Here is a 26,624-nt window from a genome sequence, read left to right on the forward strand (position 1 = left end):
TAAAAAATCAAAAGATCGCAGCCTGCGGCAGCTCCTACAGGGAATTTGGGGGTGTCAGATGAAGACAATTTCATACGGCAAGCGCATCCGTTCCAGCAGGATCCGTGGCAGTAGCGGGGCGATGCCGATCGCCGGTTCACCGTCGAGCTGGCTGGCGTAGGCATGGGTCGCGTGGCTTTTGCGCGCGACGGTCCAGGTGTCCAGGCGTACCTTGCGGGCACGCTGCCAGGGGATCGAATCCCGGTCGCGCGTTGGCCAGTGCCAGGCCCAGACCGGTACTTCATTGAAGTCGGCACCGGCGATGTTTGCGGCGGCGGCGCTGGCACGGCCGACGGCGTCGTGATCGCGGGTACCGTCTTGGGACCAGGTGCTGAACACCACGTCGCCGGGCCGCAGGTAGCGGGCGATGAAGCGGGTCAATGCCTGTTCATGTTCGGCCAGGGCGTTGTCGGTGAAGCCGCCGCGAATCCATTTCAGGCTGTGCATCGGCAACCCGAGCCGGCGCAGGGCTTCAACGCTTTCCTGAGAGCGAAACACGCTGAGGCGTTTCTCCGACCATTGCTGTGATCCCGGATGACTGGCACTGCCGTCGGTCACCGAAATCAATTGCAGCGGATGGCCCATGGCGCTGAGTAATTGCAGGAGTCCGCCGCAGGTCACCACTTCATCGCCCGGATGCGGGGCGATCACCACGGCGCGAGCTCCTGGTGGGACCAGCGACTGTGTGTTGATAACCGGAATATTGTCCAGTTGCGGGGCGCTGTTCCAGATCTGTGCTGGCAGGCTGTGTTCACTGATGGAAACAGGTTTCATGGGTGACGTCCTTGTTTCGTTTCGCCTTCAGTCGTGCGCAATACTTGCTGCAGGCAAGCCCGGCAGACCCGTGAGGACGGGTTGTTAGCCCTTCGCGGCACTCCGAACCCTGGAATGCCGCGCATCGAGTATTGCTCATGAAGCGCTATCCGTCGCCTCTGAGCTTGATCCGAAGTGTTTTTTTATCTGACAAGCCTGCGCTTCAGCTCATTCGTCTTCCTCTCGCTGCAATTCGAACAACAGCAGCGAACGGCCGGTGACCGAGTACTCGTGGCCCAACTCGAAGCGTTCCTGGCCGCGAATCGACGGCTGGTTGGTGTCGATCATGCAGGTCCAGAATCCGCCGTCAGGCACTTCCGGCAGCTGGAAGTTGACGATGTCGTGATGGGCGTTGACCACCAGCAACAGGGTGGCGTCGGCGCCTTTGCGGCGGATGCCGGTTTCCTGGGCTCGCCCGTCAAGCAGCATGCCGAGGCAGCGATTGTGTGCGTCATGCCAATGCTCGGTGGTCATCTCGGTGCCGTCCGCCGCGAGCCAGGTGACGTCCTTGACGCCAATGTCCTCGTTGTAATTGCCCACCAGGAAACGCCCACGGCGCAGGATCGGGTAGGCCAGGCGCAGCTTGATCAGACGCTTGACGAATTTGAGCAGGGCCTTGCCGTCCTCGCTCAGGTCCCAATTGACCCAGCCGATCTCGCTGTCCTGGCAATAGGCATTGTTGTTGCCGTCCTGGGTGCGGGCGAATTCGTCACCGGCCACCAGCATCGGCGTGCCCTGGGCCAGCAGCAAGGTGGCGAAGAAATTGCGCATTTGTCGATGGCGCAGGGCGGTGATCTCAGGGTCGTCGGTAGGGCCTTCGACCCCGTGGTTCCACGACAGGTTGTTGTTGCTGCCGTCCTGATTGTTTTCGTCGTTGGCTTCGTTGTGTTTGTCGTTGTACGACACCAGATCGTTGAGGGTGAAACCGTCGTGAGCGGTGACGAAGTTCACCGATGAATAAGGGCGCCGTCCGCGCTGGTTGAACATCTCGCCGGACGCGGTCATGCGGCTGGCGAAGTCCGCCAATTGGCCGTCGTCGCCTTTCCAGAAGGCGCGCACGGTGTCGCGAAACTTGTCGTTCCATTCCACCCAACCGGGTGGAAAGTTGCCGACCTGATAGCCGCCGGGGCCGCAGTCCCAAGCCTCGGCAATCAGCTTGACCTGCCGCAGCACCGGGTCCTGGCGACAGGCCACGAGGAAACTGTGACGCTCGTCGAAGCCGTCGTGATAGCGCCCGAGAATGGTCGCCAGGTCGAAGCGGAAACCGTCGACGTGCATTTCCGAAGCCCAGTAGCGCAGGGAATCGGTGACCATTTGCAGCACGCACGGGTGGCTCAGGTCGAGGGTATTGCCGGTGCCGGAATCGTTGATGTAGAAGCGCTTGTCGTCGGGCATCAAGCGGTAGTAAGAGGCATTGTCGATGCCGCGCATGGACAGGGTCGGGCCTTGTTCATTGCCTTCGGCGGTGTGGTTGTAGACCACATCGAGGATCACTTCCAGGTTGGCTTCGTGCAGGTGCGCGACCATTTCCTTGAATTCGGCGATCTTGCCGCTGGCCAGGTAACGCGGGTCGGGGGCGAAGAAGGCGATGCTGTTGTAGCCCCAGTAATTGGTCATGCCCTTGTGCAGCAAATGCTGGTCATTGACGAAGGCATGGATCGGCAACAGTTCGACGGTGGACACGCCGAGTTTGCGGATATGTTCGAGCACATCATCGACCATCAACCCGGCGAAGGTGCCTCGCAGATTCTCGGGGACGGAAGGGTGGCGCATGCTGATGCCGCGCACGTGGGTCTCGTAAATGATCGTCTTGTCCCACGGCACGCTGACGCGATGGTCGTGGCCCCAGGTGTGCGCCGGGTCGATGACCTTGCATTTGGGCACGAATGGCGCGCTGTCGCGCTCATCGAAACTGAGGTCGGCGTCAGGGTGACCGATGGTGTAGCCGAACAGCGCCTCGGACCACTTCAATTTGCCGACCAGTTGTTTGGCGTAAGGATCGATCAGCAGCTTGTTGTGGTTGAAACGATGGCCGTTGGCCGGGTCGTACGGACCGTAGACGCGGTAGCCGTAGATCAGCCCCGGATGGGCGTCGGGCAAGTAGCCGTGGTAGATCTCGTCGGTGTATTCCGGCAGTTCGATGCGTTCGATCTCCACTTCGCCGGCGTCGTCGAAAATGCACAGTTCGACCTTGGTGGCGTTGGCGGAAAACAAGGCGAAATTGACACCCAGCCCATCCCAGGTCGCACCCAGCGGAAAGGGCAGTCCTTCACGGATACGCGAGGGCTCGGTTTGGGATGCTGGTGTGTCTTTCTTTGGACGGGTCATAAGTGCTCCTGCAGTTTTTACCGGGCGAACGCGCCCTCGGTGGCGAGAGAACTCGCCACGCAGTCAATCGGTACAACGCTTGAAAAAGTCAGACCGCCGGCGGTTTCCGCGCTGCGCGAGGCTTTTTCACGGCTTTTTCCCCGGGAGGGATAACGGCAGAGGCCGCCGCCGGTTTGGTTTTGGCCTTTGGCGCGGCGATTTTGCTATCGCCAGCCTTGCCATTGAGGGTTTTGCTGGCGGTGGGTTTGCTTGCAGCCGCTTTAGCCGGTTTTTTCGGCGCCAGGGCTTCGGCTTCGGCCAGCTTGCGCGCCATCTCCCAATGCCGGGCTTCCTCGCCCTCTGGCTTACCTTCCGATTCCCAGATCTGATAGGCAAACTCGCGGATGCGTTTATCGTCGGTACTCATCGCAATGCTCCTGAACTGAACTCAAGTGTGGGTAGTTTGGATAATGAGATTGACCGGGAAGTCCCCCAGCGCGGCGCTGATCATCAGCTCCTTGTGTTGTGTGACTGCGACGCTGGAAAAAAGTCCCTTCAGATTTTCTTCGGGTTCGGTGAACGGCAATTTGACCCGGGTGTCGCCCCACAGCGGCGCGTTGACGTGGGGGGCGGCACTGTTTTTCAGCAGTTCGGCACAGCGTATCGGCACGATGACGATGACCCGTTTGCCTTCCCGTTCGCGGACAAAACCCAACACTCGACCGGCCTCGCTGCCCAGCACTTCGAGCGGCTGGTAAGTGCCGCGCCGAAACAGCTCGGCATGCTCGGCGCGCAGGTTCAAGGCTTGCGCAATCAAGGTTTGCTTGATGCGCCCGTCGCGCCAGTTAGCCAAAAGGTTGGGAAGGTCGACCGCGTGCTGCAACGCTTGCTCGCGGCTGGCGTAATCCACCGGCCGGCGGTTGTCCGGATCGACCAGGGAAAAGTCCCAGAAGTCGTTGCCCTGATAGAGGTCCGGCACCCCCGGCACGGTCATGCGCAGCAAGGTTTGCGCCAATCCGTTGAGTGCGCCGGGAACGGCAAGCGCTTGCGCCGCTTTGCCCAGGGCCGAGCGCAACAGTTCGCCTTCCGGTGTCAGCAGCAGGCCATGGACGAAGGCCTGGGTGGCTTGCTCGTAGGTATCGTTGGGCGCGCTCCAGCTGCTCTGCAATTTGGCCTCGCGCAGGGCTTTCTGTTGCCACTGCCACAGGCGTTCGGCGTAGACCTTCAAGGCCGGGAGATCATCGCTGCGCAGATCGAGTGGCCAACTGCCGAGAATGGCTTGATACAGGATCAATTCGTCCGCCGCCGACGGCAGTTGATCATCGTTGCGCAGGGGGCGGGCGAGGGCGTGCCACAGGCCGATCTGGTCGGCATACCAGGCGCTGCGTTCGCTCAATACCGCCAGACGCGCGCGGCTGTCTTCGCCGCGTTTGTGATCGTGGGTGGCGGTGGCCAGCAGATTGTCGGGAAACGTTTCCAGGCGCTGGATGCACGCCTGATGAAAGTCAGCAACCGGCGCGCTGAATTGTTCAGTGCTGAACCCGACATCGTTGCGCGACAGCAACACGGCCGAGCGATAGAACGCCGTGTCTTCCACCGCCTTCGCCGCGGCCGGTGAAGTGAGCTGTTGAAAGCGCACGCAGGCATGCTTGAGACGCTTGCGTGCGCGACCCGCCGGGCGTTTGCGCCAAGGTTCGCCGCCCAGCCAACCGGCCAGGTTATCTAGCACCGGCCAGTCGGCTTCGCCAAGGGTTTGTCGGGCACCGTTCATGGCCTGCTGGAAAAATACGTTGTCCTCAGCGGAGCGTCCCAATGGGCTGATGTAGGTGCGGTACACCGGGAAATGCACGATCAGCTCCTGCAACGCACGGCGGATAGCGCCGAGGGTCAGGTCGCGGGTCATCAGGTCGTCCCGGGCCACTTGCAACAAGGCTTGGGCGACACTTTCGAAATCCCCGGCCAGCGAACCGTTGAGGATTTGCTGGCGCGCCAGTTGCGCTTCCTGGCGGAAGTCGGCCGGCCGTGCGCTGTGCCGATGCCAGAGTTCACCCAAGGTCTGTTCACCCTGAGGATCGTGTTGCAGCAGCGACAACTGGTTCATGAATTCATAACCGGTGGTGCCATCCACCGACCAGTCGCGGTGCAAGGTTTCACCTTCGCCAAGGATCTTCTCGACATAGATCGGCAGGTGTCGGCCCGGCGCCAGACTGTCGACCCGTCGTCGCAGTTTGCGGCAGTAACCCCGAGGGTCGGCGAGGCCGTCGATATGGTCGATGCGCAGGCCGTCGATCAAGCCGTCCGCCACCAATTGGAAGATTTTCGCGTGGGTCGCTTCGAACACGGCGGGACGTTCGACGCGCAAACCGCCCAGTTCGTTGATATCGAAAAAACGCCGCCAATTGATGTCGTCTGCTGCCGTGCGCCAACTGGCGAGACGGTAGCTCTGGCGTTCCAGCAGGTTATGCAGGCGCTGGAAACCGTCGGCGGTGAGTGAGTCGTAGGCGCTTAGATTGTGTTCGATGGCCTGAAGTATGAGCGGATCACTGGCCAGCTCGCGCAACTCGTCTTTCAATGGCTTGGCCAGGCTGTGAGCGTCCATCTGATAGCTCAAGGTGCTGAAGCGGTCGGCCAGTGATTTGAGTTGTTCGTTGTCGGACTTGAGCAGTTCGCCGTAGTCCGCAGGACGGATCGGGAAGTGATGCTCGTAGTGCTCGACATGAAATGCACCCGATTGGGCATCGAAGCGCAGGGGCAGGGTGCCGTCCTGCAAGGCAATGCCATAGTCGCTGCCCAGGAATGGCAGCAGCAACTGGCCTTCCATCAACGGATCGGAGGAATGCCACTGAATGTCGAAGAACTCGCCGTAGGGGCTAAGGCGCCCCCATTCCAGCAAGTCCAGCCACCAGGGATTGTCGCTACCGCCGACCGCCATGTGGTTGGAGACGATGTCGAGGATCAGCCCCATGTTCTGCCCGCGCAATGCCGCGACCAGTCGACGCAACGCCGTTTCGCCGCCCAATTCCGGGTTGACCGAGGTCGGGTCCACCACGTCGTAGCCATGCATGGACCCGGCCCGCGCGCTCAACAGCGGCGAGGCATACACATGGCTGATGCCGAGGCGGGCGAAGTACGGCACCAGCGGCACCGCATCATCGAGGGTGAAACCTTTATGAAATTGCAGCCGCAGGGTCGCCCGCAGCGGCTGCACGGATGCTTGAGTCATAGGTCACGCTCGGCCGCCTGAAGTCGCGCACAGGCGAGCAGCTCCAGGCGCCGGGCGGCGTCCGGATCGTCGAGCAGGGCTTCACTGTACCCCGGCAAGCGTCGCGACCAGTTGGGATGGGTGTCGATGGTGCCCGGCAGATTCGCCTGTTGTTCGATGCCCAGCGCATCCTCCAACGGCAGCAACACCAATGGTGCACGGGTGTGGCCGAGGAAACGCACGCTGGCGTCGAGCACCTGATCGGTTTCGTGGGACTCTTCGCGAAAGTTCTGCGGGTCCTCGCTCAACGCCCGGCGCAGGCCTTCGCGCTCGCGTTCACGATGTTGGCGCCACTCGATTTCTCCATTGGCGTCGACCAGCCCGAGGCGCGCGTTCCAGTCAATGTCGCGGCCATGCCACCAGCCGTTGAGCGTCGGCAGATCGTGGGTGCTGGTGGTCGCCAAGGCGTTGTCCGGCCAGTCGAGAATCGGTTTGAAGTGAGTGTTGTCCTGTTCGAACAGCAGCACCCGCATGCCCAGCATCGAGCGGGCAATGAGTTTTTCCCGCAGGCCATCGGGCACCGTGCCGAGGTCTTCGCCGAGGACGATGGCCTGGTGGCGATGGGATTCCAGCGTCAGCAGGCGCAGCAGGTCATCCACCGGGTAGTAAAGATAGGCACCGTCGGCGGGCGGCGCGCCGTTGGGAATGACCCACAGGCGTTGAAGGCCCATGACATGGTCGATGCGCAGGCCTCCGGAATGGGCGAAATTGGCGCGGAGCATTTCGATGAAAGCGCGGAAACCGTTGCGCACCAGACCTTCGGGGGAAAACGCGGAAATCCCCCAGCCCTGACCGGTGCGGTTGAGAATGTCCGGCGGTGCGCCGACGGTGAGCGCAGCGAGCAATTCATCCTGGCGACTCCAGGCCTGGCTGCCGCCTCCATCGGCACCGACGGCCAGATCGGCAATCAGGCCAATGCTCATGCCGCTGCTGCGGGCGGCGGCTTGTGCACGCTCCAGGCAGCGTGTGATCAGCCATTGGCAGAACACGAAGAAGCCGATGCGTCCGGCATTTTCCTCGGCGAATTCGGCCAGGGCAGCGCTGCGCGGGTTGCGCCATTGCTCGGGCCATTGTCGCCAGTCGAGGCTTTCACCGTTTGCTGCGCGTGCCTCTTGTATGGCCTCAAAGCGGCAGTGGTTTTCCAGGGCTTCACCGCCGGCGTGACGGAAGCTGCTGAAGTCGGGATGCAACGGATGTTCGCCCTGCACAAAGCCTTCGTACAGCGCTTGCAACAACCGGTGCTTGGCTTCGGCGGCGGTGGGCCAGTCGATCAAAGGCAGCTCTTCAAGATGCTTGAGTTCGATCGCCAGTCCGGTGGCGTCGATGGCAGTACGCAGCGCGCGCTCGCCGAGAATCGCTCCTGGCGCGCAATACAGGCTGTTGAGGAACAAGCGGCTGGACGGCGAATAAGGGCTATAGCGCCGGGTGTCGCTGGCGAACATCGCGTGCAGAGGACTGATCGCCAGCGCTTCGGCACCGCGCTCACCCGCCACCCGCGCCAGATCCTCTAGGGCCTGCGTATCGCCGAACCCGCCATCACCGGCGCGGCGCAAGGCGTACAGCTGCACGCTCAGGCCCCAGGTGCGCGGAATCGGGCTGTCCACGGCATCGCCGACGCTGTAGCAGCGCTCCGGGGCCACGGCCAGGGTGAAGGTTTGTCCGTCGATGCTGACGTGCTGATAACCGACCGGAATCAAACCCGGCAACACCGCCTCGCTGTCGAGCTTGAGGTTGAGCCGCGAACCGTCCTCCAGGTGAATCTCGCAGGGCGTATGCGGTTCAAAGTGATGCCCCAGATTGAGGCCGACGCCGAAGTCGGCGGTGATCAACGGCGGCAGGCGCCGGGTTTGCTGCACTTGCTGCAATTCGAGCAGGCTGGCATCGATTTCCTGTGCGCTCCCGGCCGGATGACCGAGGCCGGTAAGCACGTTGCGCAGCACTGAGGGCGCGACTTTTTGCGGGCGACCATTGGCGTCGATCCAGTCGACCGCCAGGCCCGCACGGCTGGCGAGGATTTCCAGTTGCGCATCGCTCATTGGCGCTCTCCATCAAGGGGTAGCATAGGGCTTGCGGCGGTGAGGCTGACAAGCGCGCAATACGGGGGCAGCGTGCCTTGATCCAGGCGCGCGGCAGAATGCGGCGGGTGTTCGAACAGCAGCGAAGCACCGGCCGGCAGAGAATGGGGCACCGCTGTGGCGCTGAGGTTCAAGTCAATGCGCAAGTGACTGCCGTCACCCAGCCGCCAGGACGCGCTCACCGCACCTTTGCCGAGCACGTCGGCATCCAGCGCCTGGGTGCCGGGCAGGCGCGGGATGATCTGCCGATGGCGGATCTGCAACAGTTGCCGATACAGATCCTGCATGGTGCAAGGTCCGTTGACCGTCAACATGGGCCGCGATGCCTCGAAAGTCTGTGACGCATTCGGGTCGGGAATCTGCTCGCGCTGATGCGGATCAGCAAACGCGCTGAACGCGGCAAACTCGTTACGCCGTCCTTCGCGTACCAGTTTCGCCAGTTCACCGTGGTGGCTGGTGAAAAACAGGAACGGTTGCTCGGTGGCAAACTCGTCGCCCATGAACATCAACGGAATCATCGGCGACAGCAGCAACAGCGCGGTGGCGGCTTTCAATGCATCGGGATGGGCCAGTTGATGCAGGCGCTCGCCAAAGGCGCGGTTGCCGATCTGATCGTGATTCTGCAAAAACAGAATGAAAGCGCTCGGTGGCAAGTGCCCACTGGGCTCGCCGCGCGGCTTGCCGTGACGATCGATGTGGCCCTGAAACACGAAACCCTGGCTCAGGCAGCGCGCCAGTTGTTCGGTGGGGTTTTGCGCGTAATCGGCGTAGTAGGCGTCGGTTTCGCCGGTCAGCAGCACGTGCAGGGCGTTGTGCCCGTCATCGTTCCACTGGGCATCGAAACCCTGTTGCAGCAGGCTGGCCTGATTGTGTTCGTTTTCCACCATCAGCCAGACGTGGCGCAGCGGATCGGTCTGGCGACGTACGCGTTGCGCCAACTCTTGAAGGAAATCCGGGTCTTCGATGGCGTGGACCGCGTCCAGCCGCAATCCGTCGAAACGATATTCCAGCAACCACATCAAGGCGTTTTCGATGAAAAAGTCGCGCACCTCTCGGCGCCGGAAGTCGATAGCGGCACCCCAAGGCGTGTGCTTGTCTTCGCGGAAGAAACCCTTGGCGTAGCGATGCAGGTAGTTGCCGTCCGGTCCGAAGTGGTTGTAGACCACGTCGAGAATCACCGCGAGGCCACAACCATGGGCCGTGTCGATCATATGCTTGAGCTGTTCGGGCGAACCATAGGACGCTTGGGGCGCGTAGGGCAGCACCCCGTCGTAACCCCAATTGCGCTCGCCGGGGAACTGCGCCACGGGCATCAGCTCGATCGCGGTAATACCCAGTTCAACGAGGCGCGCCAGATGCTGCTCGACAGCCTGAAAGCCGCCGAGCGCACCGACATGCAACTCGTAGATCACCGCTTCGTTCCACGGTCGCCCCAGCCAAGTGCTGTGTTGCCATTGGTAGGCGAGAGAATCGACCACCAGACTGGGCTGGTCGATGCCCCCGGCCTGCGCACGCGAGGCCGGGTCCGGCACATCCAGTTCACCGTCGATGTTGTAGCGATATCGCGTACCCGCCGGGCAGCGGGTATTGATCACGAACCAGCCGTCAGCCTGAGGCAACAACGGCAAGGACTGTCCATTTTCCAGTTCGACACTGACGTAAAACGCATCTGGCGCCCACAACGCAAATTGCGTTTGTTCCGCGTCCAGTTTGATTGCGCCGTGGGGCCAGGTCTCAAGGGTCCGTAACGGCATCTTGTAAACCTCTTACTGTTTGTGCGATTTCCCCAAGGCTTTTGCCACCAGTTGTTCGTAAAGTTCGGCGTAGGGTTCGACCGCCTTGCACCAGTTGAAAGGCGCGGCCATCGCTCGGCAGCGCATGGCATTGAGCAGTTCGGGAAAGGCGAAAACCTTGAACGCTCGGCTCAGGGCTTCCTGATAGCTCTCCACCGTGGATTCATCGAACAGGAACCCGGTCACGCCGTTTTCAATGGTGTCGGCCAGACCGCCAGTATTGCGGGCCACCGGCAACGAGCCGAAGCGCTGGGCGTACATCTGGCTCAGTCCGCAAGGTTCATAACGCGAAGGCATCAGCAGGAAATCGCTGCCGGCAAACATCCGCCGGGCATCGGTTTCGTTGAAGCCGATGCGCACGCCGATCTGCCCCGGAAAACGCAGGGCCAGTTCGCGCATGGCTTGTTCTTCTTCCGGCTCGCCACGACCGATGATCGCAATCTGGCCGCCGGATTTGACGATGTATTCGGACACCGCTTCGGTCAGGTCCAGGCCTTTCTGGTAAACCAGTCGCGAAACCACGGCGAACAGCGGACCTTCGGAATCATCCAGGCCAAACAACTGCCGAACATGAGCGGCGTTGACCGCTTTGCCTTCCCACTCGCCGATGCTGAACGGGCAGAACAGATGCGAATCGGTGGCGGCGTCCCAGCTCTCGTCGATGCCGTTGGGGATGCCGCTGAGCAGGCCTTGCTGGGTCTTGGCGGCGAGAAAACCGTCGAGTCCGCAGCCGAAAGCCGGGGTGGTGATTTCCTGGGCGTAGGTCGCGCTGACGGTGGTGATGTGGCTCGAATAGGCCATCCCGGCCTTGAGGAACGACATCTTACCGTAGAACTCCATGCCTTCCTGTTGCAGCGCGTGATGGGGAATGCCCAGTTCAGGGCACGATCCCAGGCTGGTCACGCCCTGGTAGGCGAGGTTATGGATAGTGAACAGCGTCGGGGTGCGCTGCCCACGCCAGTGCATGTAGGCGGGCGCCAGACCGGCCGGCCAGTCGTGGGCGTGCACCAGGTCCGGGCACCAGTGAATTTGTGCGAGGTTGGCGGCGATATCGGCAGCCGCCAGGCCCAGGCGGGCGAAGCGAATGTGGTTGTCCGGCCAATCGCGACCGTTGTTGGCACCGTAGGGTGAGCCTTCGCGCTCGTAGAGTTCAGGGCAGATCAACACATAGATGACCAGGCCATCGGGCATGTCCATGCGCCCGATCTTGCACGGTGGCAGCGCGGCATGCCCACCCAGTTCGCCGATGATGTGGATGGGGTTTTCGCTGTGCAGCACCTGCGGGTAACCGGGGATTAACACTCGCACATCGTGCAGATGGGCCATGGCCCGTGGCAGTGCAGCAGAGACGTCGCCCAGGCCACCGGTTTTCACCAGGTCGGCAATTTCCGAAGTGACGAACAACACTTTTTTCTTGTTGGGATTCTGGCTGGCCACGGGGGCGAGCGTCTTGGTGCCGGGAACGCTGATCGATTGGGCAGTGGGAGCACTTACGGTGCTGGATTCGCCGACATGCTGATGAGCACGTTCTCCCTGAACATCTAAAGCCGTACTTATCATATGAATCTCCCGTGTTGTTGATCTAATTCTTAGCACTGGCAAACGGTTTTTCATGGCCACTTCCTGTGGCCGGGCGCAAAAGCGCTGCACATCGGTGAGCAAGCGCTGCCCAAATGCGCTGAAGCAGAATGGGTGAATTGACCATTGCAAGGAATGCACCAGTCGCAACGCACCTACCTTTCAGTCGACCGACCACGGGGGGCAAAAGTTTCGCCTTTTTTTCCACTTTGTGACCGGCCGGTTTCGACCCGCGAAAGTGAGCCTAGACCAGAACTTAGAGCGGTAAAGCGCGAATGGCAAAATTGTTCGACAATCGGTTCAAAGAGGTACGGACGTGCCGGATTGCGGGGCGAACGCACCGACGAAGGGCAGTTTTTTTTGAGAAACTGGAAAGAAATGAAGCAGAACTGTCACATCGATGTGCGTGGGTGAACAGTTGGTTTGCACCATTGCGGTGCGCGATTTCGACTTATGTGGTGGCAGTCAGGGCTTCATCGCGAGCAGTCTCGCTCCTAAATTGAATCTTTGTCAGGCACTGAGCCTGTGTCGAATGAAGATCCCTTGTAGGAGTGAGCCTGCTCGCGATGAACGATGACGCGGTATCAGCTCAATACACGAATGGGCTCACCCGCGGACCAAGCCTTGATGTCCTCAATCATCTGCGAAAAGAACAAATGGTAATTCTGCTGGCTGACATATCCGACATGCGGCGTGGCCAGCACATTGTCCAGGGTCCGGAACGGATGATGCGGTGGCAATGGCTCGACTTCGAAAACATCCAGTGCCGCGCCGGCCAGTCGTTGTTTCTGCAAGGCCTTGATCAACGCCGCTTCATCGACGATCGGCCCGCGTGCGGTGTTGACCAGTAGCGCGGTGGGCTTCATCCAGCTCAAGGCCTCGGCGTTCACCAGGCCTCGAGAGCGGTCGCTGAGGACTAGATGAACGGACAACACGTCGGCCTGCTCGAACAATTCCTGCTTGCTGACGTAGGTCACGCCAACTTGCTCGGCCCGCTCGGCGGTCAGGTTTTCACTCCAGGCGATCACACGCATGCCGAACACCTGGCCGAATTGCGCGACACGCTGGCCGATGCTGCCCAAACCGAGAATGGCCAGGGTCTTGCCATGCAGATCGCCACCCAGGCCTTGTTGCCATTGGCCTGCGCGCAGAGCATTGGCTTCGACGACGAGGTTGCGGGTCGCGGCCATGATTAGCGCCCAGGTCAGCTCCGGGGCGGCGTGTTTGTAGCTGTCGGTGCCGCACACCTGAATGCCCAGCGCCTTGGCCGCGTTCAAGTCCAGGGCGAAATTGCGCATGCCTCCGGTCACCAACAACTTGAGTTTCGGCAAGCGCCCCAACAGCTCTGCGTCGAATCGGGTGCGCTCACGCATCACGCAAATCACTTCAAAGTCGCCCAAGCGCTGCGCCAGGGCTTCATTGTCGGCCGGATAGTCGTGGATGAAACTCACCTGGCCAATGTCTTCCAGCAGCGACCAGTCGACCACGTTACGGGCGACATCCTGCCAATCGTCAATCACTGCAATCTGCACCGCCATCAGCCTTACCTCATTAACGCACGGGGTTGGTTTTGTTCAGCCAGCCAAGCAATGCCTGGTGAAACTGCGCCGGTTCTTCCATCTGCGGGGCGTGGCCCATGCCGGGGAATTCGACCAGTGTCGACTGGGGAATCAGTTTCGCCACTTGTTTGCCAAGAACGTCGTAGTGACCGATTTTCGCCTTGACCTCGGGCGAAGCGATATCACTGCCGATGGCCGTGGTATCGGACGTCCCGATCAGCAGCAGGGTGGGCATCTTCAGGTTCTGGAATTCGTAGTACACCGGCTGGGTGAAGATCATGTCGTAGATCAACGCCGAGTTCCATGCGACCTGTGTATGCCCCGTACCTTTGTTGAGGCCGGCGAGCATGTCCACCCAACGATCGAATTCAGGCTTCCAGCGACCGCCGTAATAGGTGTTGCGCTCGTAATTGCGGATGCCTTCGGCGTTGAGTTTCAGCTCGCGCTCGTACCATTGATCCACCGAGCGATACGGCACGCCGAGGGCTTTCCAGTCTTCCAGGCCGATAGGGTTGACCAATGCCAATTGTTCGACCTGTTCGGGATATTGCAGGGCATAGCGGGTGGCGAGCATGCCGCCGGTAGAGTGGCCGAGCAGGGTCGCCTTCTGAATGCCCAGCGCCTTGAGCAATTGTTGAGTGTTACTCGCCAGTTGCTGGAAGGTGTACTGATAGTGATCAGGCTTGCTGGAGGTGCAGAAGCCGATCTGGTCCGGGGCGATAACCCGGTAACCGGCGTCGCTCAGCGCTTTGATCGAGGTTTCCCAGGTTGCACTGCAGAAATTCTTGCCGTGCATCAGCACCACGCTGCGACCGTTGGCCTTACCGTGGGCGGCGACGTCCATGTAACCCATTTGCAGGGATTTGCCTTGGGACTGGAAGGCGAAATGCTTGACCGTATAGGGGTACTCGAAACCTTGCAGCTCGGGACCATATGCCGGGCCTTCGGCATGCGCGATGACAGGCAGGGCGGCAGTCAACAGCAGGCCGGGCAGCCAACGGGGAAGAGTGAAGGGCATAGAGAACTCCATTGGAAATCCGCCGATGCTGGATCGGCATGATTAGGGCGACATTAAACAGGCAATCACCGCATCGGTTGGTTCAACCCATCCAGCCCAAAGTGGCCAAAGCCAGTACGCCATATCGGGCGCCCTTGGCCAGGGTCACGATCAGCAGGAAACGCCCCAGCGGTTCACGCATTACGCCGGCGACCAGGGTCAGCGGGTCGCCGATCACCGGCAGCCAGCTGAGCAGCAGCGACCAATGTCCATAGCGCTGATAGTGAATTCGGGCTTTTTCCAGATGGGCCGGGCTGACCGGAAACCAGCGTCGATCACGGAAGCGCTCGACGGCTCGCCCCAGCCACCAGTTCACCAGCGAGCCGAGGACATTGCCCAGCGTCGCCACGGCCAGCAGCGCCCACAGCCAGTATTTGTCGCTGAGCAGTAGCCCGACGAGCACTGCTTCGGATTGCAGGGGCAGCAGCGTCGCGGCACCGAAAGCCGCCAGAAACAAGCCGATGTAAGCGCCAAAGATCAATGGGCGGGGTAGTCCGCCACGACCACGTCAGTGCCGTCCTTCTTCAGGCCGATCACTTGATACGCATCGCTCATGCCGTCCATTTCCATGCCGGGCGAGCCCATTGGCATGCCCGGAGCGGCCACGCCCAGCAGGTCATCGCGCTTGCTCAGGGCCAGCACTTGATCCGCCGGCACATGGCCTTCGACGAATTTGCCGTTGATCAAACCGGTATGGCACGACGCCAGGCGCGGTGGCACGCCGTGCTGTTGCTTGAATTCGCTCATGTTGGCTTCGACATGGTCCTCGACCTTGAAGCCGTTCGCCTCCAGGTGGGTAATCCATTTTTTGCAGCAGCCGCAGTTGGCGTCGCGGTGAACTTCGATCGGGATCAGGTCGGCGGCCTGGGCAAGGGAGGAAATCAACAGGGCGCTCAAGGCAGCCAGACGCAGAGGGATTCGCATGTCGGGATGGGTCTCGGATTGCGGGCGAAAAAACGCATTCTGCCCGGTTTTTCCGGACAGGCATTCACGGTGTGTTTCAAAGTGATACAGCCTGCGTAGCTCTATCATCGTAGATCAAGGCTGTCAGGCAGATGAGGGGAGCATTACAAGATTGTCAGGTTCGTAGCAGCTGGCGAAGCCTGCGTCCGGCTGCGAAGCAGTCGCAAATCCAGACGCTGAGTTCTATCAGATAGATTGAGGGTGCATTTTTTCGGCTGCTGCGCAGCCGGACGCAGGCTTCGCCAGCTGCTACAAAGTGAGCGTTGTAGCAGTCAGCGATTTATCGATGCGGGTAGTAACCAGGTCCGCCACGATCATCGTAGTGACGGTCATGGTGCCAGCCGCCGTGGGGGAAAACGATGCAGCCGCTCAGGGACAGCAGGGCCAGCAGGGGAATCAGCAGTGTGATTCGACGCAACATTTGTAACTCCTCATGGTTATCGCCGCAGTGAAGCCAAAACTCTTCATCGGCTGTAACATGAGACCCCGTTTGCAGCGGCCCATCCCCGAAACTCGGTAGAGGCTTGGCATGCATTCGGATACAAAGCGGATACATTTATTCAGATTCAGGAACTGCCAATGACCCAGTCGCAACGTTTGAAATATTCGATTCTGATCGCCCTGGTGGTGCTCGGGATCATGTTTGGCCTGTCGTATTTGCAGAACACCGGCGTCATCAGCGAAAAACAGTTTCAGTACATCGCCATCGGCGTAGCGGTGGTCGTGGTCGTGATCAACGGCGTGATACGTCGCAAGGTCAAGCCCTGAGCCCTGACGCTCAGGTGCTTGCTCCGTAGTTGATCAGTGGTGGTGCAGAACGGCCGCGGCCCGAGGGTCCAGGCTGTAGCTTTTGTCGGCGTTGAGCACGATCACGCCTTCGCTGCACAGGCGTTTCAACACTTCGCGCACACTCAGGAAGGACAGCGGAATATCCAGCTCCAGCAAATGAGTGTGCACACCACGCACACCCAGGCTGCGGTCGCTTTCAGCGGCCGTCAGCAGGGCGTCGATGACTTTCAGGCGAATCAGACTGGTTCGCAGGCCAAAGCTTTTAAGCAGGAAGCGAATCCGCTCGTTGCCGTGAAGTTCGGTGGGCTGCTCGAATACACCGACTCCAAGGGCGGTGCCCTTTGGCGCTTTGCTACCGTCCGTTGGCAGTTGCGAGTTGTACATGGGAAAACTCCTTTTCAGAGCCTGATCGGAAAAAATGGGCGCTCTTACCTAACAAGACGTATGAGCGATGAAAATCATGAAGACTTAAATGTAGAAATTTTGTCGTCATTACGTCATCGGTCTGTCAGACGCCTCTGTTTCGCGGTGCGCGGTCGCTATTCAATCTCCTAAATTTTTTTCGTTTGCTTCGTCCCTAACAGGATGCGCAGTGCGTGTTTGTACGCAGAACTGTGACCATCGTTTTTCGATCAGGAGCGAGTGTGATTATTTCCAGCCAGTTAACCAGGTTGAGCCTGGCGGGTGTGTTTCTGGGGCTGAGTCTTGCGGCGAACGCGCGCAGTCAGCCTGAGCAGGCCAGTGCCGATATCCGCCGGACCAGTTTCGGCGTGCCGCACATTCGTGCCGAGAACGAGCGCGGACTCGGTTACGGAATCGGCTATGCCTACGCTCAGGATAACCTGTGTTTGCTGGCTAATGAGATTGCCACGGTGAACGGTCAACGCTCGCGTTTTTTCGGCCCGGATCAACTCACGGTCGAAGAGCGTGAGAACCAGGTCAGCGACCTGTTTTTCACCTGGTTGAACACCCCGCAAGCGGTTGCCGGGTTCTGGCAGGCGCAAACCCCTGAAGTGCGTGAACTGGTGGAAGGCTATGTGGCCGGCTACAACCGCTCGCTGGCGGAGCGTCGTGAACAGGGTTTGCCGCAACAGTGCCAGGGCGACTGGGTGCGTGAAATCACGGCAATGGATCTGGTCAAGTTAACCCGCCGACTGTTGGTAGAAGGTGGTGTCGGCCAGTTTGCCGAGGCTTTGGCGGGTGCCACGCCGCCGGCAGCTGTCGCCGCAAATACCCGCAAGCAGACAGCGTTCCAGGTGGCGGACATGCGCCAGCAGCGTTTTGCCCTGGACCGCGGCAGCAATGCCGTGGCGGTGGGCAGTGATCGTTCCTTCAACGGCCGCGGCATGCTGCTGGCCAATCCGCATTTCCCGTGGGTCGGCGGCATGCGTTTTTATCAGATGCACCTGACCATCCCCGGCAAACTGGATGTGATGGGTGCCGCGTTGCCGGGCCTGCCGATGATCAACATCGGTTTCAACCAGCACCTGGCCTGGACCCACACCGTGGACTCGTCCAAGCATTTCACCCTGTACCGCCTGCAACTGGACCCCAAGGATCCAACCCGTTACCTGCTCGACGGCAAGTCTTTGCCGATGGACAAGCAAACGCTGACGATCGACGTGAAGCAGCCGGACGGTTCAGTGAAAGCGGTTTCCCGTGATGTGTACAGTTCGCAATTCGGCCCGATCGTGCAGTGGCCTGGAAAACTGGACTGGGACAATCAGTTTGCCTACAGCCTGCGTGACGCCAACCTTGATAACGACCGCGTTCTGCAACAGTGGTACGCGATGAACCGTGCCGAAAATCTCAAGGATTTCCAGGACAGCGTCCACAAGATCCAGGGCATCCCGTGGGTCAACACGCTGGCGGCAGACGACAAGGGGCAAACGCTATACATGAACCTGTCGGTGGTGCCGAACGTGAGTGCCGAGAAGCTGGCCCAGTGCAGCGATCCACGGATCGGCTTGCAGATGATCGTCCTCGACGGCTCCAACAGCGCCTGTGCGTGGGACATCGACCCGCAAGCCGCACAGAAAGGCATTTATGCGGCGGATAAACTGCCGCAATTGTTGCGCAAGGATTTCGTGCAGCATTCCAACGATTCGGCGTGGATGGCCAACCCGGCGCAACCGCTGACCGGTTTCTCGCCATTGATCAGCCAGGACAGCCAGCCATTGGGCCTGCGCTCGCGTTTCGCCCTGGATCGCCTGAACACCTTAACCAAGGCCGGCCCGCTGGCAGCGACGGATCTGCAACACATGGTGATGGACGATCAGGTGTATCAAGCTGCGCAAGTCATGCCGGATCTGCTGCAATTCTGCGCGGACGGTTTGGGTGCCGATGCGAAAACGCTGGCACCGCTGTGCGCCAGTCTCAAGGCTTGGGATCGCAAGGCGAATATCGACAGTGGGCTGGGCTTCGTGCATTTCCAGAATGTCATGGAACCGCTGGAGCAGGCGCCTGAGGTCTGGCGTGTAGCATTCGATCCGCAAGACCCGCAACACACACCGCGTGGCCTGGCGGTCGACCGGCCGGAAGTGGCGCAGGCGCTGCGTCAGGCGATGCTCGCGTCGGTGGAACAGGTCAATGCTTCAGGGCTGAAAAAGGACAGCCGCTGGGGTGACATCCAGGTGGTCAGCAGTGGCGGCCAGCAAACGCCGATTCACGGTGGGCCGGGAACTTTGGGCGTCTACAACGCCATTCAAAGCGTACCGAGAACCGACGGCAAGCGTGAAGTGGTCAGCGGCACCAGCTACTTGCAAGTGGTGACCTTCGATGAAAAGGGACCGCAAGCCAAAGGGCTGTTGGCGTTCTCGTTGTCCAGTGACCCGGCCTCGAAATACTCGCGAGACCAGACACTGGCGTTTTCCAGGAAACAACTGAGCGTGTTGCCGTTTACCGAACAGCAGATCAAGTCCGATCCGCAATATCAGTCCCTGACGATCCGCGAACAGGACGAGAAGGCCGCGAAGGTGGCTGCGCAATAATGTGATGAGTGTTTGAGAGACAGACGAAGGCCGCACCCCGCGAGGGTTGCGGCCTTTTAGCTTTTCGGAGGTTTTTGCGGGATGGAATTGAGGACTGGATTGCCCTCTTCATTACGGGTCAGGTAGACCGGCAGCACCTTGGGCAGGGTCGTCACCAGGGTGTTGAGTTCCTTGATGTTGTAGATGCCACCAATGCGTATCGCGCCGGTGCTGTTGTCGGCAACCATCAACGGCGTTTCCAGATACCGGTTGATCAAGGGCAGCGCTTCACTCAGCGCCAGATTGTCGAGCACCAGTTTGCCGTTGAGCCAGGCCAGCGAATTGTCGTTGTCGTAGGTCTGGCGGATCCGCGGAATGTAGTCGCCGTGGCCGTAGCTCGCCTGCATCGATGGACCGAGCCTCAAGCCGTCCCCCGGCAAGTCGTCATTGCTGCTGACCAGCACCGAACCTTCGATCAGGTTCACTTTCACCTGGTCTTCATACATCCAGACGTTGAATTTGGTCCCGGTGACGCGGATCTTGCCTTCGGCCGCCTTGACCACGAACGGGTGGCTGCTGTCGTGAGTCACGCTGAAGAAGGCTTCCCCTTTATTCAGGCTGACCTGGCGACGATCCTTGTAGTTGCTGTAGGTCAGCTCGCTGCCCAGGTTGAGTTCTACCTGGCTGCCGTCCTTCAAGGTGACCTGACGCACATTGTTGGTCGCTTCGAAATGCTGGTACGAATTGGGCAGCCAACCGAGGTTCCAGCCGCTATAGGCCGCCAGTGGCAACGCCAGTGCACATACGGCCGCGGCCATGCCGAAGGTGCGCCACGGTGTCTGGTGTTTTACCGGCACCATTGGCACGACGACAGGTTCGGGACGAGGCAGATCCCCTGCAACATCCCAGATTTCCAGCATCGCCTCGTATTCGAATGCGTGAAGCGGGTCGGCATCCAGCCACTGCTCGAACGCCAGACGTTCCTGCGCGGTGCAGTCATCGGCATGCAAGCGCATGCACCAGTGCGCTGCGGCATCGGTGATGGCGTCGTATTCGGCTTGGGAGAGAGAGTGGTCGGTCATTGACTCATCCTGATTTCCGCCATTCTAACCTTGAGGGGCCACCGCCGAGAACATCTGTCATGGCAATTACCCATCAAAGTGTGTTTATTTTTGCCCGCTGGCGATAAACACGCCAGCGGGCAGCAGTATTCATACCCTGCGTGAAAATTTGATCAAAAAGTTCTCTATTTGCCTGATAGCTGCGCAGAACAGCGGCTCTGCGCATTTTTCAGGGTCACATCAGGACTGTGCAGGCACCGGGTCCAGTTGCCGGCCCATTTGACCGATCAAAAAGGCAATCGAGTCGGCGTTGCGCAAGATGACGTCAATCCGCGCGTCCGCTTTTAGTGGGTCGAGGAACGCCGTGCGCGCCTCGGCCATCGTGGCGCAGCCGGTGATTTTGAGGATCGCCTTGCCCACGTGCTCGGTGCTGACAATGTTGTCCAGACCGACCCAGGCTTGTGCAGCGCCACTCCAGCGGGAGAACAGTTCCTCTGGCGGTGTTGCCAGTGACAGTGCCTCACGCTGAAACACCTGTTGAGTATTTTTCATGGCCGCGCCATAGGCGGTATTGGGGGCAACGAGGTCGCTGAAAGGGCGGCGAGCTTCCAGTGACGCAATGTCCAGGGCGTCTGAATAAAGGTGCGAAAACTCGTGAATCAGGGTGGAGGCCTGGCTGTGGGCGTCGACATCGAAAGGCTCGGTCAGGCACGACTTGTACCAATCGAGTTGCTGATCGAAAAACTTCTCGGTGAAATGCACGACCTTGCGCGCATCCTTGTCCACCACGAAGGCAATCATGTTGGCGTTCGGGAATCGGTTGGAGCCGATGACAAAACGTTCGGTGTTCATGTAGTCCTCATTCGGGTCCACCAGGGCGTTGCACACTGGAACAATGGCTTTTTTGATTTTATCGATCAGTTGCGCGTCAACGCTGGTGACGTCAAAGAAGCTCTTGAGGAAGGTATTCAGGCGGGTGCCAGCCACAAGCGGTCTGGGTTTCGCAAGGTTATGCAGGCTGTTGAACGCATAAAAGCGCGCCATATCGATGGCCTGCACGATCTGGCGCGCCCGGTCCGGTTGCAACAAGCGAATGGCGGTCATGCCCCGCGCTTCAATGTTCAGCGCTCGGTTGACTTCATGGCTGGCCGCATACTCGTTGTGCATCTTCGACAAGGCCTTGCCGAAGTGCACGGTGTGCGCATCCAGGTCCATCACCTGTTGCCCGCCTGGCGCCTTCAGCAGGGAAGGTCCTGCCTGGCTGGCATTGTGCAGTTGCAAGACCGCGCCCGGTTTGTCGACGCGGTAGACTTTTCCGGCGACAGCGGCGAACTGATGTTTGCTGACCGGGTCGAGGAACGTGCCTTCACCTGGCTGGCTGGTCAGATCTTTCAAGGCAACATTTGGGGTTTCGAAGGGCTGCTGCAGCGTGCGCATCGGCGCTGTCGGCTGGATTTTCTCCCACTGCGGGGTTTCTACGGCCCTCGCCACAGGTGCGGTTTCAGCAGGCACCGAGGAAGTTTCAATGGAGCCTTCCAGCGACAGCCGTCCCAACGAGATCAATTGCACGGCACCGGCGATAAATTCCTCCAGTGCCCGTTTCCAGTGGTGATCCTGCAGATCCTCAGCGGAGGCCTTGGCATCTTTGAAGCTTTGCCACAGGAACTGCGCGTAGGCCAGTTTACCGGGCAACAGGCCGGCAATCCGTTTGATTCCGGAGCTGAACAAGTTGACTACCGTGCTCCAGTCCGACTGGGCCGACGTCGACGACAGACTGTCCAGCAGGTGCTTTAGCAGTTTGGTGTTGTCGCTGAACATTCGGGTCAACAAATTGCCGTCGAGGTGGGTGGAAGCAAGAGTGATCTCGATCGATTGACCGGCGGTGAGCTGGAGCAAGTTGCGGAACACGGACTGTTGGTTTTCCGGCAGCCGGCGAATCAGCAGATCCTGTAACGGACCCTTGGCATGGATTGCGGCGAGCAGGGTGATCTCACTGTCGAACTCGGTAAAAAGCGAACCTGTGTGGTAAGGCGCATAGAGGATCTGCGGGCCTTTATGTCCGGCACCCGGGCCGATCAGGTACAAGCCCAGAGCGCTGACTGCGGCAGTGCCAGCTGTCTTGATCAACGCCAATGGACGCATGATGGCGTGGGCGCCATGCACCGCCGCCCTGGCAATGTCATCGGGCATGTCCAGGATCTGCTGGATCAAGTCGAACGCCGCCGCGGACAGTCGTTGTTGAAGGTGCAGGGCATGGGCATGCTGCATGAGTTGCCAGGGCAATTGTTGGATGAAGCGCAGGCATCGAACCTTGGCCTCATCGCTGCCGTCAGAAAGACGATCGACTATTTTTTTGGCGAATCCACCCTGTATATCCAGTGACAACAATAGCTGTCGAACCGCTTTCTGATCGAGGGTTGCTGGAAGCACCGCGCCGGGTTTGGACCGGACGCTGAACCCCGAACCCTGGGCAATGCTGGCAGGATTCAGGGCAAACCCGGTCAGGCTGAGCGATGGTCCGGCCAAGGCCAGATCCGGGACTATTTCAATGTCGTCCGGCTCGGTCACGGCTCCGGGGAAGCGACTGCGTAGTAACGTCGCGAGCGTATCGTGAACATGTGCTGTCAGGGTTGGCAGGTCGCTGAGATAGTCTTTGTCATCGCTGACATTATTGAGGTACTGCTGCAGCAGTTCGAGGTGCAACTGCTGTGCTTCTACCGGCGCCAAACCGAGCCAGGCCGGCAAGGAGTGTTGATGGGCAATGGCTTGCGAAAGCTGCGCGGCTCGACGCAAATTGGTGTCGATTGCGGCTTGCGCCAGTTTGTTTAACGCGCTGTGTTTTTGAGCCGCGGTGAGCTCCAGTGAACGCGCGTGTTCGCAAGCACCCAGAAAATGCTCGATGGCTGATTGCGTCAGTTTCTGCAGAACATTGCCATCGATCAACCGCAACGAGTTCAGTGAGTAACGTTGGTGGAACTGGCGCTGTGTAGGGGTGAGGTTTTCCAGCAGCATCAGGCGCTTTCGAGGGTCCAGCAAGCGTCGGTCCAGTTCCTGTTTTGCACGGTCAACGTCATTGAAAACCTCCAGCCCCGTCGCCGGCGTCCAGAGCAGGGCTCGCCCCGAGTGCTGAATGTCGAGTCCGCCGCGCTCGGTCAGCAGAAAGCAATTGGCCAGCGGCAAGACATCAGCCTGACCGGCACACTCAAGGACCAATGAGTAGGCGTCCGGCCGAAACCCGTTGAGAATGTTGCGATTGGCGCGATCCGGCTGGTCAGGGTTGAACACGGTGTCGACAATGGCCCGATCTGTATTGCGCAACGTTGAACCGAGTGCCCGCAGTCGCGCCTCCCCGCGCACGCCGACGGAAAGGGCATGGGCCAGGCGTGACTTCACGTTTTCCAGATAGACCTTTTGCAGCGCCAGCGAGGTCAAGGGCTGTGCGCCGAATTCAGCGCTGACCAGCGATTCGACGTCGCTGAAAGTCTTGACGAACGCCGCAGCGGTATCAGCAAGAACCAGGGATGGCGTTTGCCTGCCGGACAGCGCGGGCCGGGTACTCCAGCGCCCGTCAGCCTGAAGCGCCAGCAACCGCTCGCTGATCATGGAACGTATATCCAGCGCCTTATCGAACAAGGCATGGATATCTACGGCGTTGTCGCTGTAACGCAACAGTTGGAGGGCGTGTTCCAGGTTCTGTTGTTGTTTGACGATGATCGCTTCAAACAGTGTTTTGAAAATCGACCCTGAAATCACTTCACCGGTGACATGGGGTTGCTGGAATCCGATAAAACGGTTGCGCTCGTCCAGGCTCAGCAGGCCGTAAAGTTCGTCTTCGTGACCGGCCGCGTTGAATTTGCTGCGCAAAGTGTCTTTCAAGTCCTGGTAGTCCTTGAGCACCTGTAGCCCGTGGGTGGGAGTGTAGAGACAGGCTTTGGCGTGGCTGATCATCAGCGAACCCGCCAGTTCTACATAATTGGCCTGGTGTTCCCACAGGCGCACGGTTTCCAGGGCAGGGCCGCGAGCTTTGTCGGAAACCGGTTCGATGAGGGTATGCAACACCGTGCTCTGTTCGGGACTGATAATCTTGGCCTCACGCTTGAGCAGGATGTCTGCTCGTGCCTGTTCACGAATGGCCTTGGCAAAAAACTCCCGTCGTGACACACCATCGGCGCTGGCCGCGTTCCAGAACTGCTCCAGTTGCGTCGACAGCAGGCTGAACAATTTTGCGCAAACGGTTTTGACTGCGAAGTCCCAGTGCTGCTGATCAGTGCTTGCTGCGGTTTTTTGCGGGTGGGAAAACTCAACGTGCTGACCGGTTGGCCATTGCTGCTCACGGTAATACGACAGAATTGCGGCGCTCAATGACAGGGAGTTGATCCACAGGCGAGTGGGTCCGGCGCTCGGGTCTGTAGGGGAAGCAGCATAGAAATTTACTTGGGTCCGACGCTGGTCGAGTCCGGGAAACGTGGGTGCCAGCAACTCGGCAAGTACTGTATCGAGCAACGAAGTGAGCGTTGGCAGCGCCATCAGCTCATCGATCATGGCCTGGTCGTTCAGGCCCCGGTTATCGCCAATGGCGGCACGCTGGTCTTCGAATACGTCGCCATCGATCGTCTGGTAGGTCACCTTTACATGGGTGGCTGCCGCGAGCGTCTTGCGCCGGTGCAGGGACATGCAGGCGAGCAGTTTGTCATCTTCAGTTGCTTCGTTCAGTTGCTGTACCAGGTGTTCGGTCAACGCCGCGCGGCTGTAGTACTTCTGAATACCGGTGTAGGGGCTGTAGGCAATCACGCCGCTGTTTTCCGGCGCGGGGCTCAACACGAAACTGCCGGCCAGGGGCATCGGTTCCTGGTCGGCAATGCCGAGCAGAATTCTTTCGGCGAGCATCGTTGGCGACTGTTGACTGCGTAGCGTCTGAGTGGCCAATTCGATGTGTTTTAACCATTCAAAATCCTTTTGCGAAAGTCCGTGGGTTTTGCCCAGTTCAGCCCAAAGGCCGGGCGACTGCAGGGCTTCGGGGAAAAACAGCGGATCAGCGGATGTAGGCATTATCGAGTCTCGAGCAAGACGCGGCGCAGAGCGCCACTGGATGGAGCGTCGAGACTAAAAGCCGGGGCCACGGCACGGGTGGTAGATAGTTAACGCACGGCAGGCCCATGTTCGTGCAAACAGGCGCAATCGAAGGGTTGACAGCGCACTCGCCGCGCGTTGTTAATCGGCGGTCTACGTACGCTGTTGCCCCCTCCAATAATTAGTCTGGAGCTTCAGATGTCTGCGCCACACGATCATGTGTCTACTGTTGTCTCGCAAAACCTGTCGCTGGCTGAACTGACGGCATTGCTTGAGAAGATCTTCCTGCGTCACGGCACGTCGGCCGATGTCGCTCGGGTGCTGGCACAAAACTGCGCCGGCGCCGAACGCGACGGTGCGCACAGTCACGGAGTGTTCCGCATTCCCGGTTATGTCTCGACCCTGAACAGCGGCTGGGTAAACGGCAAGGCCGTTCCCGTGGTTGAGGATGTGGCTTCGGGATTCGTGCGGGTCGATGCCGGCAACGGTTTCGCGCAACCGGCCCTCGCTGCTGCCCGGGCATTGCTGGTGGAAAAAGCCCGCAGCGCCGGCATCGCAGTCCTGGCGATCCGCAATTCGCACCATTTCGCCGCGTTGTGGCCGGACGTCGAGCCCTTTGCCTATGAAGGGCTGGTGGCGCTCAGCGTGGTCAACAGCATGACCTGCGTCGTGCCCCACGGCGCCGATCGGCCGTTGTTCGGCACCAACCCCATTGCCTTTGCCGCGCCGCGTGCCGACGGTGAGCCGATTGTGTTCGATCTGGCCACCAGCGCCATTGCCCATGGCGACGTGCAGATTGCCGCGCGCAAGGGCGAGCGTTTGCCACCGGGCATGGGCGTGGACGGCCTCGGTCAGCCGACCCAGGACCCGAAAGCGATTCTGGAAGGCGGCGCGTTGTTGCCGTTTGGCGGGCACAAGGGCTCGGCGCTATCGATGATGGTGGAGCTGTTGGCCGCAGCGCTGACCGGAGGCAATTTTTCCTTCGAGTTCGACTGGAAAAATCATCCGGGCGCGAAGACGCCGTGGACCGGCCAATTGCTGATTGTCATCGATCCGAGCAAAGCCGCCGGGCAGAGCTTTGCTGAGCGCAGTCAGGAGTTGGTGCGGCAGATGCATGGTGTGGGGCTGAAGCGTTTGCCGGGTGATCGCCGTCATTATCAGCGCGCCAAGTCGCAAACCGATGGCATTGTGCTGGATGAGCAGACACTGGCGAATTTGCGGGAATTGGCGGGCAGCTGACACAACACCTGTGGGAGCGGGCTTGCCCGCGATGAGGGAGTTTCAGTCGA

General features: G+C 59.9%; 18 protein-coding genes. 3 read left to right on the top strand and 15 right to left on the bottom strand.

The genetic code is table 11. The features are described 5' to 3' along the window. Window positions 1-54 precede the first annotated feature (54 nt). The 12 genes from ACW9JC_RS16080 to ACW9JC_RS16135 all read right to left on the bottom strand — a co-directional run bounded on the left by ACW9JC_RS16080 (window position 55) and on the right by ACW9JC_RS16135 (window position 15,867). Window positions 55-813, bottom strand: a complete 759-nt coding sequence (locus ACW9JC_RS16080; RefSeq protein ID WP_457455994.1) for a PIG-L deacetylase family protein — start codon at window positions 811-813, stop codon at window positions 55-57. A 207-nt stretch (window positions 814-1,020) separates the two neighbouring features. Beyond that, the gene (glgX, locus tag ACW9JC_RS16085; RefSeq protein ID WP_338580724.1) at window positions 1,021-3,180 is read right to left on the bottom strand and encodes a glycogen debranching protein GlgX; all 2,160 of its coding nucleotides are present in this window, start codon (window positions 3,178-3,180) and stop codon (window positions 1,021-1,023) included. A gap of 88 nt (window positions 3,181-3,268) precedes the next feature. Continuing rightward, window positions 3,269-3,586, bottom strand: a complete 318-nt coding sequence (locus ACW9JC_RS16090; RefSeq protein ID WP_457455997.1) for a DUF2934 domain-containing protein — start codon at window positions 3,584-3,586, stop codon at window positions 3,269-3,271. Between the two features lie 21 nt (window positions 3,587-3,607). Next, window positions 3,608-6,382, bottom strand: coding sequence for a malto-oligosyltrehalose synthase (locus tag ACW9JC_RS16095; protein ID WP_457455999.1), 2,775 nt, complete (start codon window positions 6,380-6,382; stop codon window positions 3,608-3,610). Beyond that, window positions 6,379-8,457, bottom strand: coding sequence for a 4-alpha-glucanotransferase (gene malQ, locus ACW9JC_RS16100; RefSeq protein WP_457456001.1), 2,079 nt, complete (start codon window positions 8,455-8,457; stop codon window positions 6,379-6,381). The genes ACW9JC_RS16095 and malQ overlap by 4 nt, the downstream gene beginning before the upstream one ends. Beyond that, window positions 8,454-10,250 carry a malto-oligosyltrehalose trehalohydrolase gene (gene treZ, locus ACW9JC_RS16105; RefSeq protein ID WP_457456003.1) on the bottom strand — a complete coding sequence of 599 codons (1,797 nt, stop codon included), beginning with the start codon at window positions 10,248-10,250 and terminating at the stop codon, window positions 8,454-8,456. The genes malQ and treZ overlap by 4 nt, the downstream gene beginning before the upstream one ends. A gap of 12 nt (window positions 10,251-10,262) precedes the next feature. Continuing rightward, entirely contained in the window at window positions 10,263-11,849 is a 1,587-nt protein-coding gene (glgA, locus tag ACW9JC_RS16110) for a glycogen synthase GlgA (RefSeq protein ID WP_457456005.1), read from the bottom strand. Window positions 11,850-12,451: 602 nt separating this feature from the next. Beyond that, the gene (locus ACW9JC_RS16115) at window positions 12,452-13,405 is read right to left on the bottom strand and encodes a D-2-hydroxyacid dehydrogenase family protein (RefSeq protein ID WP_457456007.1); all 954 of its coding nucleotides are present in this window, start codon (window positions 13,403-13,405) and stop codon (window positions 12,452-12,454) included. A 13-nt stretch (window positions 13,406-13,418) separates the two neighbouring features. Then, window positions 13,419-14,444, bottom strand: a complete 1,026-nt coding sequence (locus tag ACW9JC_RS16120; protein ID WP_457456009.1) for an alpha/beta fold hydrolase — start codon at window positions 14,442-14,444, stop codon at window positions 13,419-13,421. A gap of 82 nt (window positions 14,445-14,526) precedes the next feature. After that, entirely contained in the window at window positions 14,527-14,961 is a 435-nt protein-coding gene (locus tag ACW9JC_RS16125) for a YqaA family protein (protein WP_338586506.1), read from the bottom strand. Next, window positions 14,961-15,407: a DUF411 domain-containing protein gene (locus ACW9JC_RS16130; protein WP_457456011.1), complete on the bottom strand. Its 447-nt coding sequence runs from the start codon at window positions 15,405-15,407 to the stop codon at window positions 14,961-14,963. Before ACW9JC_RS16130 ends, ACW9JC_RS16125 begins: the two co-directional genes overlap by 1 nt. A 319-nt stretch (window positions 15,408-15,726) precedes the next feature. Beyond that, window positions 15,727-15,867, bottom strand: coding sequence for a hypothetical protein (locus tag ACW9JC_RS16135; RefSeq protein WP_170948656.1), 141 nt, complete (start codon window positions 15,865-15,867; stop codon window positions 15,727-15,729). Between the two features lie 158 nt (window positions 15,868-16,025). Between ACW9JC_RS16135 and ACW9JC_RS16140 the strand changes: the two genes are divergently transcribed. Then, window positions 16,026-16,214 (top strand): hypothetical protein, encoded by a 189-nt coding sequence (locus ACW9JC_RS16140; RefSeq protein WP_457456013.1) that lies wholly within the window; start codon window positions 16,026-16,028, stop codon window positions 16,212-16,214. A 33-nt stretch (window positions 16,215-16,247) separates the two neighbouring features. On the opposite strand, the gene ACW9JC_RS16145 is transcribed toward ACW9JC_RS16140, so the two are convergent. Continuing rightward, the gene (locus tag ACW9JC_RS16145; protein ID WP_416126857.1) at window positions 16,248-16,619 is read right to left on the bottom strand and encodes a fe2+ zn2+ uptake regulation protein; all 372 of its coding nucleotides are present in this window, start codon (window positions 16,617-16,619) and stop codon (window positions 16,248-16,250) included. 260 nt (window positions 16,620-16,879) lie between these two features. On the opposite strand from ACW9JC_RS16145, the gene pvdQ reads away from it, so the two are divergent. Continuing rightward, the gene (pvdQ, locus tag ACW9JC_RS16150) at window positions 16,880-19,225 is read left to right on the top strand and encodes a bifunctional acylase PvdQ (RefSeq protein ID WP_457456015.1); all 2,346 of its coding nucleotides are present in this window, start codon (window positions 16,880-16,882) and stop codon (window positions 19,223-19,225) included. A gap of 56 nt (window positions 19,226-19,281) precedes the next feature. Here pvdQ and ACW9JC_RS16155 read toward each other — a convergent pair whose 3' ends face one another. Together ACW9JC_RS16155 and ACW9JC_RS16160 are read right to left on the bottom strand one after the other, a co-directional pair. Continuing rightward, window positions 19,282-20,286 carry a FecR family protein gene (locus ACW9JC_RS16155; RefSeq protein ID WP_457456017.1) on the bottom strand — a complete coding sequence of 335 codons (1,005 nt, stop codon included), beginning with the start codon at window positions 20,284-20,286 and terminating at the stop codon, window positions 19,282-19,284. 219 nt (window positions 20,287-20,505) lie between these two features. Next, on the bottom strand, window positions 20,506-25,314 hold the full coding sequence (locus tag ACW9JC_RS16160) for a dermonecrotic toxin domain-containing protein (RefSeq protein WP_457456019.1): 4,809 nt from the start codon (window positions 25,312-25,314) through the stop codon (window positions 20,506-20,508). Window positions 25,315-25,533: 219 nt separating this feature from the next. Between ACW9JC_RS16160 and ACW9JC_RS16165 the strand changes: the two genes are divergently transcribed. Next, window positions 25,534-26,574 (top strand): Ldh family oxidoreductase, encoded by a 1,041-nt coding sequence (locus ACW9JC_RS16165; protein WP_457456021.1) that lies wholly within the window; start codon window positions 25,534-25,536, stop codon window positions 26,572-26,574. Window positions 26,575-26,624 lie beyond the last annotated feature (50 nt).

The organism is Pseudomonas sp. SDO5591_S426 (assembly GCF_054070755.1).

What these genes read in the sequence shown, in the direction of transcription:
- ACW9JC_RS16160 (WP_457456019.1), bottom strand. Translation starts at nt 25,314, where the DNA reads ATGCCTACATCCGCTGATCCGCTGTTTTTCCCCGAAGCCCTGCAGTCG.
- ACW9JC_RS16095 (WP_457455999.1), bottom strand. Translation starts at nt 6,382, where the DNA reads ATGACTCAAGCATCCGTGCAGCCGCTGCGGGCGACCCTGCGGCTGCAA.
- ACW9JC_RS16155 (WP_457456017.1), bottom strand. Translation starts at nt 20,286, where the DNA reads ATGACCGACCACTCTCTCTCCCAAGCCGAATACGACGCCATCACCGAT.
- ACW9JC_RS16090 (WP_457455997.1), bottom strand. Translation starts at nt 3,586, where the DNA reads ATGAGTACCGACGATAAACGCATCCGCGAGTTTGCCTATCAGATCTGG.
- ACW9JC_RS16130 (WP_457456011.1), bottom strand. Translation starts at nt 15,407, where the DNA reads ATGCGAATCCCTCTGCGTCTGGCTGCCTTGAGCGCCCTGTTGATTTCC.
- malQ (WP_457456001.1), bottom strand. Translation starts at nt 8,457, where the DNA reads ATGAGCGATGCGCAACTGGAAATCCTCGCCAGCCGTGCGGGCCTGGCG.
- glgA (WP_457456005.1), bottom strand. Translation starts at nt 11,849, where the DNA reads ATGATAAGTACGGCTTTAGATGTTCAGGGAGAACGTGCTCATCAGCAT.
- ACW9JC_RS16115 (WP_457456007.1), bottom strand. Translation starts at nt 13,405, where the DNA reads ATGGCGGTGCAGATTGCAGTGATTGACGATTGGCAGGATGTCGCCCGT.
- treZ (WP_457456003.1), bottom strand. Translation starts at nt 10,250, where the DNA reads ATGCCGTTACGGACCCTTGAGACCTGGCCCCACGGCGCAATCAAACTG.
- ACW9JC_RS16135 (WP_170948656.1), bottom strand. Translation starts at nt 15,867, where the DNA reads ATGTTGCGTCGAATCACACTGCTGATTCCCCTGCTGGCCCTGCTGTCC.
- ACW9JC_RS16140 (WP_457456013.1), top strand. Translation starts at nt 16,026, where the DNA reads ATGACCCAGTCGCAACGTTTGAAATATTCGATTCTGATCGCCCTGGTG.
- ACW9JC_RS16165 (WP_457456021.1), top strand. Translation starts at nt 25,534, where the DNA reads ATGTCTGCGCCACACGATCATGTGTCTACTGTTGTCTCGCAAAACCTG.
- ACW9JC_RS16120 (WP_457456009.1), bottom strand. Translation starts at nt 14,444, where the DNA reads ATGCCCTTCACTCTTCCCCGTTGGCTGCCCGGCCTGCTGTTGACTGCC.
- ACW9JC_RS16145 (WP_416126857.1), bottom strand. Translation starts at nt 16,619, where the DNA reads ATGTACAACTCGCAACTGCCAACGGACGGTAGCAAAGCGCCAAAGGGC.
- glgX (WP_338580724.1), bottom strand. Translation starts at nt 3,180, where the DNA reads ATGACCCGTCCAAAGAAAGACACACCAGCATCCCAAACCGAGCCCTCG.
- ACW9JC_RS16080 (WP_457455994.1), bottom strand. Translation starts at nt 813, where the DNA reads ATGAAACCTGTTTCCATCAGTGAACACAGCCTGCCAGCACAGATCTGG.